General features: G+C 35.7%; 19 protein-coding genes and 1 pseudogene. 15 read left to right on the top strand and 5 right to left on the bottom strand.

The genetic code is table 11. The features are described 5' to 3' along the window. Positions 1-33 precede the first annotated feature (33 nt). Positions 34-711 carry a copper homeostasis protein CutC gene (locus AAG068_RS15080; protein WP_342714861.1) on the top strand — a complete coding sequence of 226 codons (678 nt, stop codon included), beginning with the start codon at positions 34-36 and terminating at the stop codon, positions 709-711. Between the two features lie 23 nt (positions 712-734). Beyond that, on the top strand, positions 735-1,286 hold the full coding sequence (lepB, locus tag AAG068_RS15075) for a signal peptidase I (protein WP_000662503.1): 552 nt from the start codon (positions 735-737) through the stop codon (positions 1,284-1,286). 49 nt (positions 1,287-1,335) lie between these two features. Here the strand turns inward: lepB (AAG068_RS15075) and AAG068_RS15070 are convergent, their stop codons facing one another. Then, positions 1,336-1,749 carry a hypothetical protein gene (locus AAG068_RS15070; RefSeq protein ID WP_342714860.1) on the bottom strand — a complete coding sequence of 138 codons (414 nt, stop codon included), beginning with the start codon at positions 1,747-1,749 and terminating at the stop codon, positions 1,336-1,338. A gap of 250 nt (positions 1,750-1,999) precedes the next feature. Here AAG068_RS15070 and AAG068_RS15065 point away from each other — a divergent pair, with 250 nt between their 5' ends. From AAG068_RS15065 to lepB (AAG068_RS15020), 10 genes are all read left to right on the top strand, one after another. Continuing rightward, the gene (locus AAG068_RS15065) at positions 2,000-2,752 is read left to right on the top strand and encodes an IclR family transcriptional regulator (protein ID WP_342714859.1); all 753 of its coding nucleotides are present in this window, start codon (positions 2,000-2,002) and stop codon (positions 2,750-2,752) included. A 14-nt stretch (positions 2,753-2,766) separates the two neighbouring features. Continuing rightward, on the top strand, positions 2,767-3,480 hold the full coding sequence (gene pxpB, locus AAG068_RS15060; protein WP_342714858.1) for a 5-oxoprolinase subunit PxpB: 714 nt from the start codon (positions 2,767-2,769) through the stop codon (positions 3,478-3,480). Further along, on the top strand, positions 3,471-4,460 hold the full coding sequence (locus tag AAG068_RS15055; protein WP_342714857.1) for a biotin-dependent carboxyltransferase family protein: 990 nt from the start codon (positions 3,471-3,473) through the stop codon (positions 4,458-4,460). Before pxpB ends, AAG068_RS15055 begins: the two co-directional genes overlap by 10 nt. An 18-nt stretch (positions 4,461-4,478) precedes the next feature. Beyond that, complete coding sequence (gene pxpA / locus AAG068_RS15050; RefSeq protein WP_342714856.1) at positions 4,479-5,240, top strand: 5-oxoprolinase subunit PxpA; 762 nt, start codon at positions 4,479-4,481, stop codon at positions 5,238-5,240. Positions 5,241-5,263: 23 nt separating this feature from the next. Further along, positions 5,264-5,959, top strand: a complete 696-nt coding sequence (locus AAG068_RS15045) for a DUF969 domain-containing protein (RefSeq protein WP_342719774.1) — start codon at positions 5,264-5,266, stop codon at positions 5,957-5,959. 1 nt (position 5,960) lies between these two features. Continuing rightward, positions 5,961-6,923, top strand: a complete 963-nt coding sequence (locus tag AAG068_RS15040) for a DUF979 domain-containing protein (RefSeq protein WP_342714855.1) — start codon at positions 5,961-5,963, stop codon at positions 6,921-6,923. A 15-nt stretch (positions 6,924-6,938) separates the two neighbouring features. Further along, complete coding sequence (pcp, locus tag AAG068_RS15035; RefSeq protein ID WP_342714854.1) at positions 6,939-7,586, top strand: pyroglutamyl-peptidase I; 648 nt, start codon at positions 6,939-6,941, stop codon at positions 7,584-7,586. A 75-nt stretch (positions 7,587-7,661) separates the two neighbouring features. Continuing rightward, positions 7,662-8,381 (top strand): NAD-dependent protein deacylase, encoded by a 720-nt coding sequence (locus AAG068_RS15030; protein WP_342714853.1) that lies wholly within the window; start codon positions 7,662-7,664, stop codon positions 8,379-8,381. A gap of 242 nt (positions 8,382-8,623) precedes the next feature. Continuing rightward, the gene (locus AAG068_RS15025) at positions 8,624-10,777 is read left to right on the top strand and encodes a peptidoglycan D,D-transpeptidase FtsI family protein (protein ID WP_342714852.1); all 2,154 of its coding nucleotides are present in this window, start codon (positions 8,624-8,626) and stop codon (positions 10,775-10,777) included. Positions 10,778-10,859: 82 nt separating this feature from the next. After that, positions 10,860-11,381 carry a signal peptidase I gene (gene lepB, locus AAG068_RS15020; protein WP_342714851.1) on the top strand — a complete coding sequence of 174 codons (522 nt, stop codon included), beginning with the start codon at positions 10,860-10,862 and terminating at the stop codon, positions 11,379-11,381. A 33-nt stretch (positions 11,382-11,414) separates the two neighbouring features. Here lepB (AAG068_RS15020) and AAG068_RS15015 read toward each other — a convergent pair whose 3' ends face one another. After that, positions 11,415-12,038: a cephalosporin hydroxylase family protein gene (locus tag AAG068_RS15015; RefSeq protein ID WP_306475324.1), complete on the bottom strand. Its 624-nt coding sequence runs from the start codon at positions 12,036-12,038 to the stop codon at positions 11,415-11,417. A 157-nt stretch (positions 12,039-12,195) separates the two neighbouring features. Here AAG068_RS15015 and AAG068_RS15010 point away from each other — a divergent pair, with 157 nt between their 5' ends. Together AAG068_RS15010 and AAG068_RS15005 are read left to right on the top strand one after the other, a co-directional pair. After that, the gene (locus AAG068_RS15010) at positions 12,196-12,720 is read left to right on the top strand and encodes an NUDIX hydrolase (RefSeq protein ID WP_342719773.1); all 525 of its coding nucleotides are present in this window, start codon (positions 12,196-12,198) and stop codon (positions 12,718-12,720) included. Between the two features lie 107 nt (positions 12,721-12,827). After that, positions 12,828-13,685 (top strand): annotated as a pseudogene (locus tag AAG068_RS15005) (PhzF family phenazine biosynthesis protein). A 33-nt stretch (positions 13,686-13,718) separates the two neighbouring features. Here the strand turns inward: AAG068_RS15005 and AAG068_RS15000 are convergent. Beyond that, entirely contained in the window at positions 13,719-14,495 is a 777-nt protein-coding gene (locus AAG068_RS15000) for a class I SAM-dependent methyltransferase (RefSeq protein WP_342714850.1), read from the bottom strand. A 197-nt stretch (positions 14,496-14,692) separates the two neighbouring features. On the opposite strand from AAG068_RS15000, the gene AAG068_RS14995 reads away from it, so the two are divergent. Next, entirely contained in the window at positions 14,693-15,160 is a 468-nt protein-coding gene (locus AAG068_RS14995) for a DUF2716 domain-containing protein (protein ID WP_342719772.1), read from the top strand. Positions 15,161-15,223: 63 nt separating this feature from the next. Here the strand turns inward: AAG068_RS14995 and AAG068_RS14990 are convergent, their stop codons facing one another. Then, on the bottom strand, positions 15,224-15,994 hold the full coding sequence (locus AAG068_RS14990) for a DNA alkylation repair protein (protein ID WP_342714849.1): 771 nt from the start codon (positions 15,992-15,994) through the stop codon (positions 15,224-15,226). A 32-nt stretch (positions 15,995-16,026) separates the two neighbouring features. After that, the gene (locus AAG068_RS14985; protein WP_342714848.1) at positions 16,027-16,332 is read right to left on the bottom strand and encodes an iron-sulfur cluster biosynthesis family protein; all 306 of its coding nucleotides are present in this window, start codon (positions 16,330-16,332) and stop codon (positions 16,027-16,029) included. Between the last annotated feature and the right edge of the window lie 77 nt (positions 16,333-16,409).

The following is a 16,409-nucleotide window of genomic DNA, read 5'->3' as shown; positions in this document are numbered from 1 at the left end:
TAATAAGAAAAAAGCACGAAAAGAGGTCATCTCATGCTAGAGGTTATTGCAACATGTTTAGAAGATGTGAAACGAATTGAACGAGCTGGCGGGAAGCGTATTGAATTAATTTCATCTTATACAGAAGGTGGTTTAACGCCGAGTTATGCATTTATTAAAAAAGCGATAGAAGCAGTACATATACCGATTCACGTTATGATTCGCCCGCATGCGAAGTCTTTTACATATATGGAAGAAGAAATTGAAATGATGAAGGAAGATATTATTATCGCGCAGAAGTTAGGTGCAGCTGGTGTTGTATTAGGTGTATTAAACGAACAAAATGAAGTGGATGAAAAGAAATTAGCAGATTTACTATCTGTTGTAGATGGAATAAATGTAACGTACCACCGTGCGATAGATGATATAGAAAATCCGGTAGAAGCGATGAGAACTTTAAAGAAGTTTCATAAAGTGACTCACGTTTTAACTTCAGGTGGACAAGGAAATATAGTAGAGAATATTCCGGTACTTACAGAAATGCAAAAGGTAAGCGATGGTCAAATTCAACTTGTAGTTGGAGCTGGGGTAACGAAAGAAAATATAAAGCAATTACTAGATGAAACTGGAATCACGCAAGCGCATGTCGGTACAGCGGTAAGAGAAGGGAAATCATGTTTTTCTGACATTGATCTTAATTTAGTACAAGAATTAGTTCAAATCATACAATAAATAATAAAGAAAGAGGAGAAACGATGAAGGAAAATACGAAGAAAGAATTATTCTCATGGGCTAAAACGATAGGGTTTACCCTTGTATTAATCGTTATTATTCGAGGTGTTTTATTTACACCTTCATTAGTACAAGGTGAATCGATGATGCCTACTTTAGAAAATAACGAACGAGTTCTCGTAAATAAGATTGGTTATAGTATAAGTGGATTAGAGCGCTTTGATATTATCGTCTTCCACGGAAAAGAAGGATACGATTTAGTAAAACGAGTAATTGGTTTACCAGGTGATACAGTTGAGTATAAAAATGATGTGTTATATGTAAACGGAAAAGCGATGGAAGAACCATATTTAAAAGAGTTTAAAGAAAAAGCAGCAGGCCGTGTATTAACTCCAGACTTTACGTTAGAACAAATCACAGGAAAAACGAAAGTGCCAGAAGGTCAAGTGTTTGTTTTAGGAGATAATCGTGAAGTTTCGAAAGACGGTCGTATGTTTGGATTCATTTCAGAAGATGAGATTGTCGGAAAAGGACAAGCTGTTTTCTGGCCGTTGAAACAAGTAAGAGCGTTATAAACAAAAAGTATGGAAGAAAATATTCTTCCATACTTTTTTTGTGCCTTATTTAAATGTTTGGTTTTGCTATCACTTGAACTTTTGAAAGAGAACCATCATTATTTCTAAGTTTGATCTTGTATTCACCTTCAGGAAGCCAATCACTCCAATTTATATTAAATTCATTGATCGCTTGTGCCCCGGGTTTTAAAGTTCCGTCGATTATCCAAGAACCTTTAGCGTTATATAAAGTGTAACTAAAAGAAGAATCGCCTATATTTTTTACAAAAAGGCTTAATTCATCACCGTGAGAGTAGTTAAAGCTAGAAATACTTGATCCGAAAAAATGAATTTCTTCGTTCACTATTTTATGATGTTGGGCAACTTTAGTGGTTGCATGAGTATCTTCATTTGTCGCAAATGTCACATTATAACCTATACAAAAAGATAACATAATAGCAGGAATCACTAGTAGCTTTTTCAAAAGAAACACTCCTTATATGTTGTTATATATATCATGATAATTGAAGTGTATTAGAAATGTAATAGTTTAATGTAAAAATTTACAAATAAATTGGATTGTTTACGTTTTTTAAATTACTGACAAATATATCGAGTCATAGGCTTGAAAAAAATATTGATAGAATTGATAGAATATTTTATAATTTTGAATTATACGTTTGTTTCGAAAAACGGAATTTAAGTTCCGAAATTCGGAACAAGAGGGAGATAGAATGAGTATAAATAAAACAGCAGTTAAGACAATGGATATTTTAGAGTTGTTTTATGAGCATGAAGAGCTAAGTTTAACAGAGATGGTTCAGCTTACGAGTATGCCGAAAACATCTGTTTATCGTTTAATTGGCTCGTTAGAAGAAATGGAGTTTTTACAAAAAAATGAGAAGGGGAAATATCGTCTCGGAGTCGTTTTTTTACGGTTCGGTCAACTAGTTTCACAAAGATTATCAGTAAGAAATATTGCGATTCCATATATGAAAGAGCTTAGAGATAGTTTAGGACAGGCAGTTAATTTAATTATTCAAGATGGTATTGATGCGATTTATGTGGAAAAGATGGAAGGTGCTCAGCCTGTACGCGTGTATACGGCGGTTGGAAGAAGAGCGCCACTTTATGCGGGTGCATGCCCGAGAATTTTACTATCGTATTTCTCTGAGGAAGAGAAACGGAAGTACATAGAAGAAACGGATTTAAAACAGTTTGCCGATGGAACAATCGTGGATAAAAAACAGTTGTTAGAAGTGTTACAAATGGCGAAAAAGGAAGGACATACCATTAGTTATTCGGAGTTAGAAAATCATACAGCAGCAATAGCAGCGCCTATTTTTGCAAGCGATGGAACGGTTGTAGCAGGGATTAGTATTTCGGGATTAGCAATTGAATATAACGAAAGTAATGTTGCATATTTTATTGCGAAAGTGAAAGAGACAGCACAGCGCATTTCGAAAGAACTCGGCTTTTTAGCATAGAAAGAGGGAGTGGGATGAAATTTTCTGCGTCAGGGGATCAAGCAATTATTGTTACATTTGGTGAAGAAATTCGGATGGAGACATACGAAAAAGTGCAGCGATTGTTTCAAGCTTTGAGGAAGCATCCATTTACAGGAATGGTTGAGTGTGTTCCATCTTTCACTTCATTAGCGGTCTACTACAATGTATACGAAGTATGGAAGCGAAATGGGAGAAGTGAAGGAGCATATCATTACGTTTGTCGGTATATACAGGAGCTTTGTAATTCGTATCAAGAAGAATTACATCAGAATGTGAAACATATTTCTATACCTGTTTGCTACGGAGGAGAATATGGACCTGATTTGGAAGAGGTCGCGCATTATAGAGGATTACAGGTAGAAGATGTCATTCGCATACATAGTGAAACAACATACTTTGTGTATATGTTAGGTTTTACACCAGGCTTTCCATATTTAGGAGGGCTATCAAAAGAATTAGAAACACCTAGAAAAGAAACACCACGATTACAAATACCCCCTGGTTCGGTAGGTATTGGCGGAAATCAAACAGGTATATATCCGCTTGAAACACCAGGGGGATGGAATATTATTGGTCGAACACCAATCTCCTTATTTAATCCAGAAGAAGAAACACCAACATATATTCAAAGCGGTATGTACTTACGATTTATCCCAATAACGAAGGAAGAGTATGTATCACTTGAGGGGGCTAAAGAATGGATGTAGAAGTTTTGCATGCAGGGATGTTTACAACAGTCCAAGATTTAGGGCGAACTCATTATCAACAATACGGTGTACCAGTTGGCGGGGCCATGGATCAAAGTGCACTTCGGATAATTAATATGTTAGTCGGTAATGAAGAGAATGAAGCGGGACTCGAAATGACAATTATGGGACCTAAATTGTTAATAAAGAAAACAACTTTACTTGCGATTGGCGGAGCAAATATGGAACCGTTACTGAATGGGGAACGTATTCCATTATGGCGTCCCATTTTAGCAGAAGAAGGTAGCATGCTTTGTTTTGGAAAAGCGAAAAGTGGTTGCAGAGCGTATGTAACTTTTGCAGGTGGTATACAGATTGATCGCATAATGGGCAGCAAAAGTACTTACATACGTGCAGCGATTGGTGGTATGGAAGGGAGAATGCTGAAAAAAGGAGATTATTTTCAAATTGGTACGCAGACAGAAATAGCGAGTCGTTTCATTCAAGATTTACAAAAGAGAGAGCGAGTCAAAACGAACTGGACAATTGGCAGCAGCATAAGGCCAAAATATAAGAAATATCCTAAGCTGCGTGTCATAACTGATTTTGAATATGATCAATTTACAGAAGAAAGTATACAGGCATTTTTTACGAAAGAGTACAAAGTATCTAATTACGCTGACCGTATGGGCTATAGGTTTGAAGGAGAAGTTTTAAATAGAGTGGAAGAAAAAGAGATTTTATCAAGTCCCGTTACATTCGGAACGATTCAAGTGCCAAATGGTGGACAGCCGATTATATTAATGGCAGATAGGCAAACGACGGGCGGGTATCCGAGAATGGGAAATATCATTTCAGTAGATTTACCTCTTCTTGCTCAGTTAAAACCAGGGGACTATGTTTCTTTTAAGAACATTACGCTTGAAGAAGCGGAACAATTGTACATAGAACAAGAAGTAAATATGAATCTATTAAAGAAATTTATCGCTTTACGAAGCTGAAATTGGGAGGGTAACATCGTGACGACAATCGATTTAAACTGTGATTTAGGAGAAAGTTTTGGAGCTTATAAAATGGGGAATGATGATGAAATTCTTCCGTTCGTTTCCTCTATAAACGTTGCTTGTGGTTTTCATGCGGGTGATCCGACTGTAATGAGGAAAACGGTCGAAAAGGCACTGCAGCACAATGTAGCAATTGGTGCGCATCCTGGTTTTCCTGATTTAATTGGATTTGGAAGAAGAAATATGAATGTTTCAGAGAGTGAAGTATACGACTATGTATTGTATCAAATCGGTGCATTAGACGCTTTTGTGAAAGCAGCTGGCGGGAAGATGCATCATGTGAAACCGCACGGTGCTCTATATAATATGGCGGCGACTAATCCGGAAATTGCAGATGCAATTGCAAAGGCAATTTATCATAGTAATTCAAATCTATTACTTTACGGATTAGCAAATAGCGAGGCGTTTATACAGGCTGCGGAAAAATATAATATAACTCTCGTACAAGAAGCTTTTGCAGATCGGACGTATAAGGAAGATGGGACATTAACGAGCCGTACGGAAGAAAATGCACTTATAAAAAATGAAGACGAAGCGATAAAGCAAGTGCTTCAAATGGTGAAAGAAGGCTACGTAAACGCGGTGAACGGAGAGAAAGTAGCAGTTCACGCGAAAACAATTTGTTTACATGGTGATGGAGAGAAAGCAGTGCAATTTGCGAGAAGAATATACAGAACATTCGAACTTAATGGTATTTCTATTTGTGCACCGAAGTAAAAATATGAGGGGAAGTGTTGGAATTGGTGAAATTAATCGGGATATTACTTGTTGCGGTGGGCTTTTTATTTAGATTAAATACACTTTTAGTAGTTATGGTTGCAGGTATTGTTACGGGTATGGTTTCGGGATTAAGCTTTTATGATGTAATCAGCATGTTCGGTAAGTTTTTCATAGAAAATAGATATATGTCTATGCCAATTATATTAACTTTACCTGTAATCGGCATTTTAGAGCGTTACGGTTTAAAAGAAAGAGCAGAAGCACTTATAACGAAATCAAAAGGTGCAACAACTGGAAGAGTATTAATGTCATATTTTACGATAAGAGAATCATCAGCAGCACTTGGACTGAACATTGGTGGTCATGCACAAACGGTAAGGCCGCTCGTTGCACCGATGGCAGAAGGAGCTGCGCAAGGTAAATACGGTAAGCTTCCTGAAAAGTTAAGAGAAAAGATTAAAGCAAATACAGCGGCTGCGGAAAATACAGCTTGGTTTTTCGGAGAAGACATTTTTATCGCAACTGGTGCCATTTTATTAATGAAAGGATTCTTCGATTCAGTAGGTATGCATGTTGGTGTATGGGATATGGCGCTTTGGGGTATTCCAACTGCAATATCAGCACTTATCGTAAGCTGGATCAGATTTAGAAGATTTGATAAATATATAGCGAAAACGATGACAGCAAAAGAAAAAGAAGAGAAGGAGGTAATATAAGATGAACATTATCACAATGGATACAATTTATTACGTATTAGGTATAATCGTTGCTTTTATCGCTGTTCGTATTGCCTTTGATCGCCAACATCCAAATCGATTTGGTTCTAGCTTATTTTGGGCGTTATTTGCAGTTACATTTTTATTCGGAAATGTAATCCCTTCGTTTTATGTTGGTTGTATCGTGCTCGCTATGGTCGTGTTAGCTTCATTAAATAAAGTAACAAAATCAGAGGAGAAAGAAGTTCCAGTAAAAGAGCGTGTGAAACATGCGGAGAAATTAAAAAATAAAATTTTTATGCCTGCACTATTAATTCCTATTTTTACAATTATCGGTACGTTAACGTTAGGGAAAATCAAATGGGGAAATGTTTCTCTTGTTGATCCAGATAAAGTAACGCTAGTTGCATTAGCACTTGGGGCATTACTTGCATTCGTTGCGGCGATGCGTATTACGAAATCGAAAATAACAACGCCTGTTCAAGAAGGAAGCAGACTATTACAAGCTGTCGGCTGGGCTGTCATTTTACCACAAATGTTAGCAGCACTTGGCGGTATTTTCGCGAAGTCTGGCGTTGGACAAGTTGTTTCAGATTTAGTTGGACAAGTATTACCGACAGAGTATCCGTTCGTTGCTGTTATGGCGTATTGTTTAGGAATGATGCTCTTTACAGTTGTAATGGGGAATGCATTCGCAGCGTTTGCCGTTATTACTGGCGGAATTGGCTTACCTTTAATTGTACAAATGCACGGAGAAAACCCGGCAATTATGGCAGCGCTTGGTATGTTTGCTGGATATTGTGGAACACTGCTTACTCCAATGGCAGCAAACTTTAATATTGTTCCGGCGATGCTATTAGAACTAAAAGATAAAAATGCAGTTATTAAAGCACAAGTACCAATAGCTCTTTCCATCTTTATTATCAATATGTTTATTATGTACGGTCTTGTATATCGTTTCTAATTAGGAGGGAAAACTATGAAAACAGTATTACTAACAGGGTTCGATCCGTTCGGCGGAGAAAGCATTAACCCAGCTTGGGAAGTTGCAAAAAGTTTACATGAAAAAACAGTGGGAGAATACAAGATTATTAGTAAACAAGTCCCAACTGTATTTCATAAATCAATAAAAGTTTTAAAAGAATATATAGAAGAACTAAACCCAGAAATGATTATATGTATTGGACAAGCTGGAGGCAGACCAGATATTACGATAGAGCGAGTCGCAATTAACGTTGATGATGCAAGAATTGCTGACAATGAAGGGAATCAGCCGGTAGATGTACCGGTTGTAGAAGAAGGAACAGCTGCTTATTGGTCTACACTTCCGATGAAAGCAATTGTAAAAAGATTACAAGAAGAAGGCATACCAGCTTCCGTTTCCCAAACAGCAGGTACATTCGTTTGTAATCATTTATTCTACGGTCTCATGCATGAACTAGTGAAACGTGATAAGAAAATAAAAGGTGGATTTATTCATATTCCGTTTTTACCAGAACAAGCGAGCAATTATCCAGGCCAACCAAGTATGTCGCTTTCTACTATTCGTAAAGGGATAGAATTGGCGATTGAGGTTACGACGACAGTTGAGGTCGATATTGTGGAAATTGGTGGCACCACGCATTAAATAAAACGAATCATACAACACCTCCTGTAAACAACTGGTATAATAAGTATAGGAAAATACATAGAGGTGATTTTTGTGCAACAATTTGAAGAAGTACGTTCAATTTTAGAAAAAGCGAAGAAAATTACAGTGTTAACAGGCGCAGGAGCAAGTACGGAAAGTGGTATTCCAGATTTCCGTTCAGCAAATGGATTGTATGCTGATGCGAATGTGGAGATGTATTTATCAAGAGGATATTATAATAGAAGTCCAAAAGAATTTTGGAAGCATTATAAAGAAATCTTTCAAATTAATACGTTTCATCAATATAAACCAAATCGTGGTCATCGTTTTTTAGCTGAATTAGAAGAACAAGGGAAAGATATTACGATTTTAACCCAAAATATTGACGGTTTACATCAATTAGGTGGTAGTAAACATGTCATTGATCTACATGGAACGCTTCAAACAGCACATTGTCCGAAGTGTAAAGCGGGATATGATTTACAGTATATGATTGATCATGAAGTGCCTTGCTGTCAGAAGTGTAATTTCATTTTAAATCCAGACGTTGTTTTATACGGAGATACATTGCCGCAATATCAAAATGCGATAAAACGTTTATATGAAACAGATGTACTTATTGTTATGGGAACGTCGTTAAAAGTACAACCTGTCGCTTCATTTCCACAAATCGCAAAGAGGGAAATAGGGGCAACAACAATTTTAGTAAATGAAGAGTTAACAGGACAAGAATATAACTTTGATTTTGTTTTTCAAAATAAGATTGGTGAGTTTGTTGAAGGGTTATCTTAAATGAAATAAGTTAACGAAAAAACTGGGGTGTATAGAGAACACCTCAGTTTTTTGTTTGAAGAAAATTCATGTTATGACGAATTAAGGGGAATGGTAATAAATAGGATATAAACCAAAAAACTGAAAATTAAATCTTTTATTTCTTTTGTAATTAATATAAAATTCTATATATACCATATAAATAAATTTGATACATAATGGTTCTATGTAGAAATGTTAATAGAATGAAGCGAGGGAGCGAAATGAGACAGAAAAAGGAGCAGAAGAAACAATCGAAAAAGAAAAAGATTCATATTCCTTTTCGGTTAAATGTACTATTTTTTATCGTCTTTCTTTTATTTTCAGCTATTATAATTCAATTAGGTAAAGTACAAATCATTGATGGAGAAACGTATAGAAATGAAGTGAACAAAAAGGAAGATGTAACGGTAAGCACTCCTGTTCCTAGAGGGAAAATGTTTGATCGGCAAGGTCAAGTGATTGTAAATAACAAACCACTACGAACCGTTACATATACGAAAATGAAAGGGGTAGATTCGAAAGAAGTTTTACAAGTAGCAAGGCAGTTAGCCCAGCTAATAGAAATGTCACCAGAAGATATAGATAAGTTGACAGAAACAGATAAAAAAGATTTTTGGATGCAGTTAAATGAAAAGCGAGCAGCTGCAAAAGTGACAAAAGAAGATGAGAGTAAATTTAGGGAGCAAGAAATAGAAGGAAAAGAATTAGATAAAAAAGTAGAAGAGTTACGCAGGGAAAGAATTACGCAAGAAGAATTAAGCGAACTTTCAAAAGAGGATTTAGAAGTACTAGCAATTAAAAGTAAAATGAATGCGGGATATAAAATGACGCCGCAAATCGTTAAAAAAGATGTAAGTCAAAATGAATATGCAGTCGTAAGTGAAAGATTGGCGAGTTTGCCAGGAGTGGATACGACAGTGGACTGGGAACGTGAATACCCAAATGATAAAATACTTCGTTCTATCCTTGGTAGCGTTTCCACTGAAAATGAGGGCTTGCCAAGAGAACAGTTAGATTATTATTTAGTGCGTGATTATAACCGAAATGACCGTATTGGTAAGAGCTACATCGAGAAACAATACGAAGATGCATTACATGGTACGAAAGAACAGTCTAAAAATATTACGGATAAAGCAGGAAATATTATTCGGACAGAAAAAGTGACTGAAGGAAAAAGTGGAAATAATTTAATGTTAACAGTGGATATGGAGTTGCAGAAAAAAGTAGAGCAAAGTCTTGAAAAGAATTTACGAGCATTTCATTCTGCAGAGCCAATGATGGATCGTGCATTCGTTGTAATGATGAACCCGAAAAACGGGCAAATTTTATCAATGGCAGGAAAGAAAATTGTAAATAAAGATGGCGGCATGCAAATAGAAGACTTTGCTTTAGGAACGATGACAAGTTCTTATGAGTTAGGGTCAACTGTGAAAGGGGCCACGTTATTAGCTGGATATCAAACTGAAACAATTAAGCCGTATACGCATTTCTTTGATGCACCAATGTATTTTAAAGGAAGTAGTAAGCCAAAGAAATCGTGGAAAGATTTTGGTGATATTGATGATTTAAGAGCTTTACAAGTTTCATCAAACGTTTATATGTTTAACACGGCTTTAAAAATGGCAGGTATAAATTATGCGCCAAATAATCCGTTAGACATTAAACAAGAGACATTTAATAAAATGCGCTACTACTTTAGACAATTTGGCTTAGGTGTACCGACTGGTATTGATTTGCCAAATGAATCGATTGGTCAAATAGGTAGAACGGATAACATACCTGGTTTTTTACTTGATTATGCGATTGGACAGTACGATACATATACACCGCTGCAGCTTGCTCAATATATGTCAACAATTGCAAACGGCGGTTACCGGATGAAACCACAAATTGTACAAGAAGTGAGAGAGCAACCACATAGACCAGAGGATGTAGGAAAAGTTATACGCTCTATTGAACCGGTTATTTTAAATCGAGTGGATATGGACACTTCATACATTAATCATGTAAAAGAAGGATTTAGAAGAGTTTTTCAAGAAACTGACGGAACAGGTACGGCAACGTTTAAAGGATTACCGTATAAACCAGCTGGAAAAACAGGAACAGCTGAAACCGTATACGGTGGAGAAAGTGATATTGGAAGAGATGAAAACAATAACCGAAAAAAATGTTATAATTTAACTCTTGCCGGTTATGCACCATATGATGCTGATCCGGAAGTTGCTTTTTCAGTTGTTGTACCTTGGGTGAATGATGACAAATCAGGCATTAATTCCGCGATTGGTAAAGAGATTTTGGATTCATATTTTGAATTGAAAGCGAAAAGAGCGGGTGGAAATCTAGTCCCAGTAGAACAGCTGAACAAGGCCCAGTAAAAATAGTATCACTGCACAGAAACTTATTGTGCAGTGATATATTTTTTGAGTTAAAAAGCGTTTAAATAAGGTAGGAATGGATATGAAACAGGAGATTAAAAGAGGCTGGGGGAAATACATACTCTTCGTGTTTGTTTTGGTAGTAGCCTATCATTCTTTTACTTTATGTAAAGTGGAAGGGAAATCGATGCAACCAACTTTATATGAAGAAGACTACGTATTTGTAAATAAAGCAGCAGTGCATTTTTCTAATTTAGAGCACGGAGAAATTGTCATTATAAAGGAAGAAGATGAGTCGAAATATTATGTAAAACGAGTAATAGGACTTCCTGGTGACGTAATTAACATAACGAATGGATCTTTATATATAAATGATAAAAAACAAGAAGAACCGTATACAAATAAAGATTTATTCAATAATACGCAAGTATTTTATAATTTTCAAAAGACAAAAATCCCGCCAAATAAGTTATTTGTCATGGGAGATAACCGCGAAGTGAGTAGGGATAGTCGCAATGGCTTAGGATATATTGAAGAAGATAATATAATAGGCAAGGTGGAATTTGTATATTATCCTTTTTCAAAAATGAAAATCATAGAATAAGTGGGGATGTACACCCCCCCACTTATTAAAGTTTCACTTTATCTTCTTTAAAAAACCTTTTGGATTGAATGATATGAAAAATTTATGTTTAGACTCGTCGATTATGAAGTTATTGTTTTTAGTTAAAAACTCATCCACAGCTTCCATCGGGCCAGGCCCCCAATCGGGAAGAAGAGGATTTCCATTAATAGAGGTATCTTCTATAATCATATAACTTCCAGTAGTGACGATAGATTTATATAGTAAAAGTTCTTTTGAGACATGCTCTTTACTATGATCAGAATCTAAAATAACTAAAATCACATCATCAGGTTTGCGCATACTTAAAATGGTTTGGACGGCCTGTACAGAAACAGAAGAAGCTGTTAAATACGTAATCCGATTATGTGATGGCCGATTTGGCTGCGGAGTTATATCAATAGTAAGTACATGACCTTTTCCAATTAAATCTAACATAGAAGCTAAATACAGTGCACTACCACCATGAAATGTCCCGCATTCAATAATTAAATCGGGCTTTAATTCGTGAATGATCTCTTGGTACAAAAAAAGGTCAGAGGGAAGTTTACAGATTGGAACCCCGAGCCAGTGTGTATCTTTTAACCACACAAGGCTGTCGTAATATTGGTTTAGAAATTCATTGCTTATATTATCGATTTTAAATTCTCCTTTCTATAAAAGATTCTTTCGTTTGACGTAAAGTGTTTACGCATGAAAGTTGTACTATATACTATGTGGTAAGGAATTGTAAGGCGAGTGTTTTTACTTGAAAATAAGCCAAATAACTTATATGAAAATGAAAGGAAATGATCGTATGTACAAGTACACCATTTGTTTTATTAGAAAACGCGATAAAATACTGTTATTAAATAGAAATAAAAAGCCAAACATGGGAATGTGGAATGGTGTCGGAGGAAAAATAGAGGAGAATGAAACGCCATACGAAGGAATTATTAGAGAAACGTTTGAGGAAACGGGAATAGAGCTTCCAAGTGTAACATCTAAAGGGAATGTTATTTTTAAAGATAAAGACGAGCCTTGGGATGGTGAGGGAATGTATGTATTCCTTGCTGATTTACCACATGGAGTGCATATGGACACACCATTAAGTACGGCGGAAGGATTATTACAATGGAAAGAAATTGATTGGATATTAAATTGTGATAATAGAGGTGTAGTTAGCAATTTACAAAGCTATTTACCAATCATATTAAAAGAAGAAAGTAAGTTCGAGCATATATTCACATATGATAACCGGAATATTATTAATTACACAACTGCATGTTTGACGGAAGATGACGCGAACAAAAGGTATGAAAAGCAACTTGTTTCTCAATAGAAAAGTATAAAAATAATCCCTCTTATAATCTAGTAGAGATTATTTTAATAGAGCAATCAGCATTTTTATGGGGATTGCCTTCATTATATATGCGAGGAAGGTGTCTTATGAAAATACCTGTCTATGTTGCAAGTGCATTTAGTAAGGATCGTAAAGGCGGAAATAAAGCAGGAGTGGTGTTTATGGAGAATACATTGACCACTATTCAAAAAATGGAAATAGCCAAACAACTGGGCTATGCGGAAACCGCATTTATATCAGAATCTGGAATTGCTGACTATAAAATTGAGTATTTTACACCAAAAGAGGAAGTTGATTTATGTGGTCATGCTACAATTGGCTCTTTGGCGATACTGATGCATGTAAATAAACTTTTCAAGAATCGCTATACGATTGAAACGAACAGCGGTGTTCTGACTATCACCATAAAAGATGACATCATATTCATGGAACAAAACGAACCGATATTCTATGATGTTATATCTCCAAATGAGTTCATCGACTGCTTTGATAGTAAAGCTATAGACAATACATACCCAATTCAAATTGTCTCCACGGGATTAAAAGATATTTTAATTCCTATAAAAAGTGAAACACAATTACATACACTGTAACCTAATTTTGAAAAAATGAAAGAAATCAGCAAGTATTATAATGTTGTCGGAATGCATCTATATACTTTTAATGACAATCGAATAATATGCAGAAACTTTGCTCCACTATACGACATTAATGAAGAAGCAGCGACTGGAACTTCAAACGGTGCATTAGCTTGCTACCTTTATGAACAGCACTACTTACAAAAAGAAGTCTATGTATTTGAACAAGGTTATTCTTTACACTCGCCTTCCGAAATATTAGTTAAATTAGCAACCGATAGCGAGAATAAAATAGAAAAGGTTTATGTTGGCGGCAAAGGCTATTACTGTGAAACGAAGTATTTAAATATGGCAAATATTTACTAAAAATAGAAAAGAGATGGTAGATCCATCTCTTTTTCATATGCTCCATGATGAACTGCGAATCGCCTTAATCAGAAAACGATGTTGCTTCACATCAAAATATCCTTTTTGCAAGATGAGCTCATGTATACGATATAATTCCTCGTAATACCTTTCGACAGTAAAATCAGGAATTTGCCACGGAATTGCTTTTAAGTAGTAGACGATAGCGCCAATATCATAAAAACGTTGGAAAGGGAATTCTTCTTTTGCTTCTAAGATAGTAAGTCCATTTTCCTGTAGTTCATTACACGCCGCTTCAAGCGACCAACTTGCAAATTCACTATTTAGTGGTGTGCCAAACTGCTCATTAAGTTCAGCGCAATCGAGACCACCAACTTGTTGTGTAAGGAACATTCCATTAGGAGAAAGAATTCTGTTTACCTCAGAGGCAGCATATGATTCATGTTGATTTATGATTAAATTAAATTGACCATCTTGAAATGGTAAAGCAGTATCATTAATCACTTCGACGACTGTAACTCCTAAAGGCTCTAATTTCTTCCGAGCAATTGGCAAGTTTGGAGCATAACCCTCAGTCGCATAAATAGTTGGCGGGAATGGTTGTAACATAGATAAAAACTCTCCGCCGCCAGTACCCATATCGAGCATTGATTCTGCACGCTGCATAAGCTGGAAAGCAGTACTGCCGTATGACCATGATAAAGGCTCGCTCTTCATTCGGCCAGTTTCTGAAATGAAAGAAAAATCCCAGCCACTAAAGTTTGTATTTGCACTCTCTAATAAAGTTAAAAATAATGGATCACGTTTCATAATTGTATCCTCCTATTTTGTAAGTAAATGATATGATGAGAAAAGAAAAAAGGAGGACCTCTTATTAAAGGGGAACGGTTTTACGTTTCATGTTCGAATAGATTCATATACATTCGCTCCTTGTGAGAATGGTTATTTATATATTCGGGATAACCGAGTGGAAATCCTTTGAAGTTAGTAGGGAAGGTAGTTGTTTAATGGAAAACTGGATAGAGTTTACGGACAAAGAGAATGATCAAATTTGGGACAAGATATATAGTGAACTTGATTTTTCACCAAGTGTTTCTATATTTCCATCATTTATGGTGCCAAGTCCTTTTGTTAAATATGATATTTCTCATTACTTTGGGGAGTCGATAAACGATTTGGAAAGTAAAGCGTTACAAGCTTTTCAAGAAATTACAGCATCGAATGAATATATCATGGCACTGGATTGGCAACATGAGTGTTATTGGACGAATCCACATGTAGAGTTTGAAAGAGATGAGTGGATGATACCCGTATTTCCGAATGGAGATTACTACTTCTTTATTCAAAAAGACTTTAAGTGGGGCTATTTAGGCCACCCTTGGGAGGAGAGTATAACGATATTTGGAAAAGAACTTATAGAAAGCTTTGAACGAAATAAGCCGGAAATGTTTCAAAGTATTTTAAGGCAGGGATAATGTTTGAAAGAGAAAACCGCTTATACTTCATTCTTGAAGCATAAGCGGTTTTCTTTAAAATACTTAAAAAGAAAAATCTTTTGGCAAAGTACCACTTTTTATCACTGTTCTTAACCCGTGTTTTATAATCCAAGGGTTAATAGGATGCTGTTTATTACGTAATTGTTGTAACCATTGAAAAACGAGTTCTTTATCTTCTTTCGTAATATCGTTAATATGATTGGCTACTGATTTTTGGACATATTTAGAAGGGTCATTCATTAATGGTTCAAGAAGCTGTAAATTGTTCTTAAAGTCACCTTTTAGAGCTCCTATTTTTTTAGCCCAAGGAAGTCTGGGCCTTGTACCTTCTGAGACCAATCTCCTAATGTGGCTGTTTTCGTCATGAATCCACTGTTGTAATATGTGTAGTGTGTCTTCATGGTATGTTTTAAGAAAAGGCCGAATGGCATATTCAGCAGTATTCCTTTTTGTTATTTCATACATAGCGTTAAATGAGGATTCAAAATCGTTAAGCCCATATTTTTCAACGTATTTTGCAATAGGCATGTACATATATCCGTTTGTAAATGTACCTACTTCTGTTGTGTTTTCTGGTCCCAATGTTTTCAGTAAAATATGTATTGCTGCATTAAAATCTTTTTGTAATGCAGTATGTAATTCATCTGCTATTACTTCTATACGCTGCTTTAACTCTAAATTTTCAACTTTACATGTTATGGAAGATACAAAGGTGCTTTTAGAGAAAGAAGGATCGTGTTTACAAATAGAATCAGCTATACTTTCTGCTAATTCTTCATTAAATAAAAATTTTAACGGAACATATTTACCCATGTTTTCACCTCAATGATCAGCTAAAACAATTTTTATTTTTTAATCGACAACCCATAAACCAAAGTCTCACTCGGAGTCGTAATACTAAAACCAGTCGTCTTATAATCAAGTTTCACCGTATCGCCAGTGTAGTCTTTCGTAAATGAATCCATTTGTACGGTAAAATTAGCATCTTCATATACAACGTCATCTGCATTATATGTATCCAAAATTAAATCAACATCAACGAAAATACTACAAGAATTTGTCATTGTTCCTCTAATGCGAATGATCTTTTTGTCTTCACGTTCTAATCTATGTATAGCTGCTTTTGCTTCATCAGTAATGCGAATGTTCATCGTATCCCAACCTTTATGTATATTTCCTTTATTATTGCAAAAACAGGAGAAATAGGGAAGGGAGAAGCATTGGAATA

This window comes from Bacillus paramycoides, from assembly GCF_038971285.1.
Lineage (GTDB): Bacteria > Bacillota > Bacilli > Bacillales > Bacillaceae_G > Bacillus_A.
Note: the sequence above shows the minus strand (reverse complement) of the source record. Positions and strands in the feature narration are given on the sequence as shown.

Bases quoted from the DNA above. Each gene is read 5' to 3' on its own strand.
- AAG068_RS15080 (WP_342714861.1), top strand. From the start codon at position 34: ATGCTAGAGGTTATTGCAACATGTTTAGAAGATGTGAAACGAATTGAA.
- lepB (WP_000662503.1), top strand. From the start codon at position 735: ATGAAGGAAAATACGAAGAAAGAATTATTCTCATGGGCTAAAACGATA.
- AAG068_RS15065 (WP_342714859.1), top strand. From the start codon at position 2,000: ATGAGTATAAATAAAACAGCAGTTAAGACAATGGATATTTTAGAGTTG.
- pxpB (WP_342714858.1), top strand. From the start codon at position 2,767: ATGAAATTTTCTGCGTCAGGGGATCAAGCAATTATTGTTACATTTGGT.
- AAG068_RS15055 (WP_342714857.1), top strand. From the start codon at position 3,471: ATGGATGTAGAAGTTTTGCATGCAGGGATGTTTACAACAGTCCAAGAT.
- AAG068_RS15040 (WP_342714855.1), top strand. From the start codon at position 5,961: ATGAACATTATCACAATGGATACAATTTATTACGTATTAGGTATAATC.
- pcp (WP_342714854.1), top strand. From the start codon at position 6,939: ATGAAAACAGTATTACTAACAGGGTTCGATCCGTTCGGCGGAGAAAGC.
- AAG068_RS15025 (WP_342714852.1), top strand. From the start codon at position 8,624: ATGAGACAGAAAAAGGAGCAGAAGAAACAATCGAAAAAGAAAAAGATT.
- lepB (WP_342714851.1), top strand. From the start codon at position 10,860: ATGAAACAGGAGATTAAAAGAGGCTGGGGGAAATACATACTCTTCGTG.
- AAG068_RS15010 (WP_342719773.1), top strand. From the start codon at position 12,196: ATGTACAAGTACACCATTTGTTTTATTAGAAAACGCGATAAAATACTG.
- AAG068_RS15000 (WP_342714850.1), bottom strand. From the start codon at position 14,495: ATGAAACGTGATCCATTATTTTTAACTTTATTAGAGAGTGCAAATACA.
- AAG068_RS14995 (WP_342719772.1), top strand. From the start codon at position 14,693: ATGGAAAACTGGATAGAGTTTACGGACAAAGAGAATGATCAAATTTGG.
- AAG068_RS14990 (WP_342714849.1), bottom strand. From the start codon at position 15,994: ATGGGTAAATATGTTCCGTTAAAATTTTTATTTAATGAAGAATTAGCA.
- AAG068_RS14985 (WP_342714848.1), bottom strand. From the start codon at position 16,332: ATGAACATTCGCATTACTGATGAAGCAAAAGCAGCTATACATAGATTA.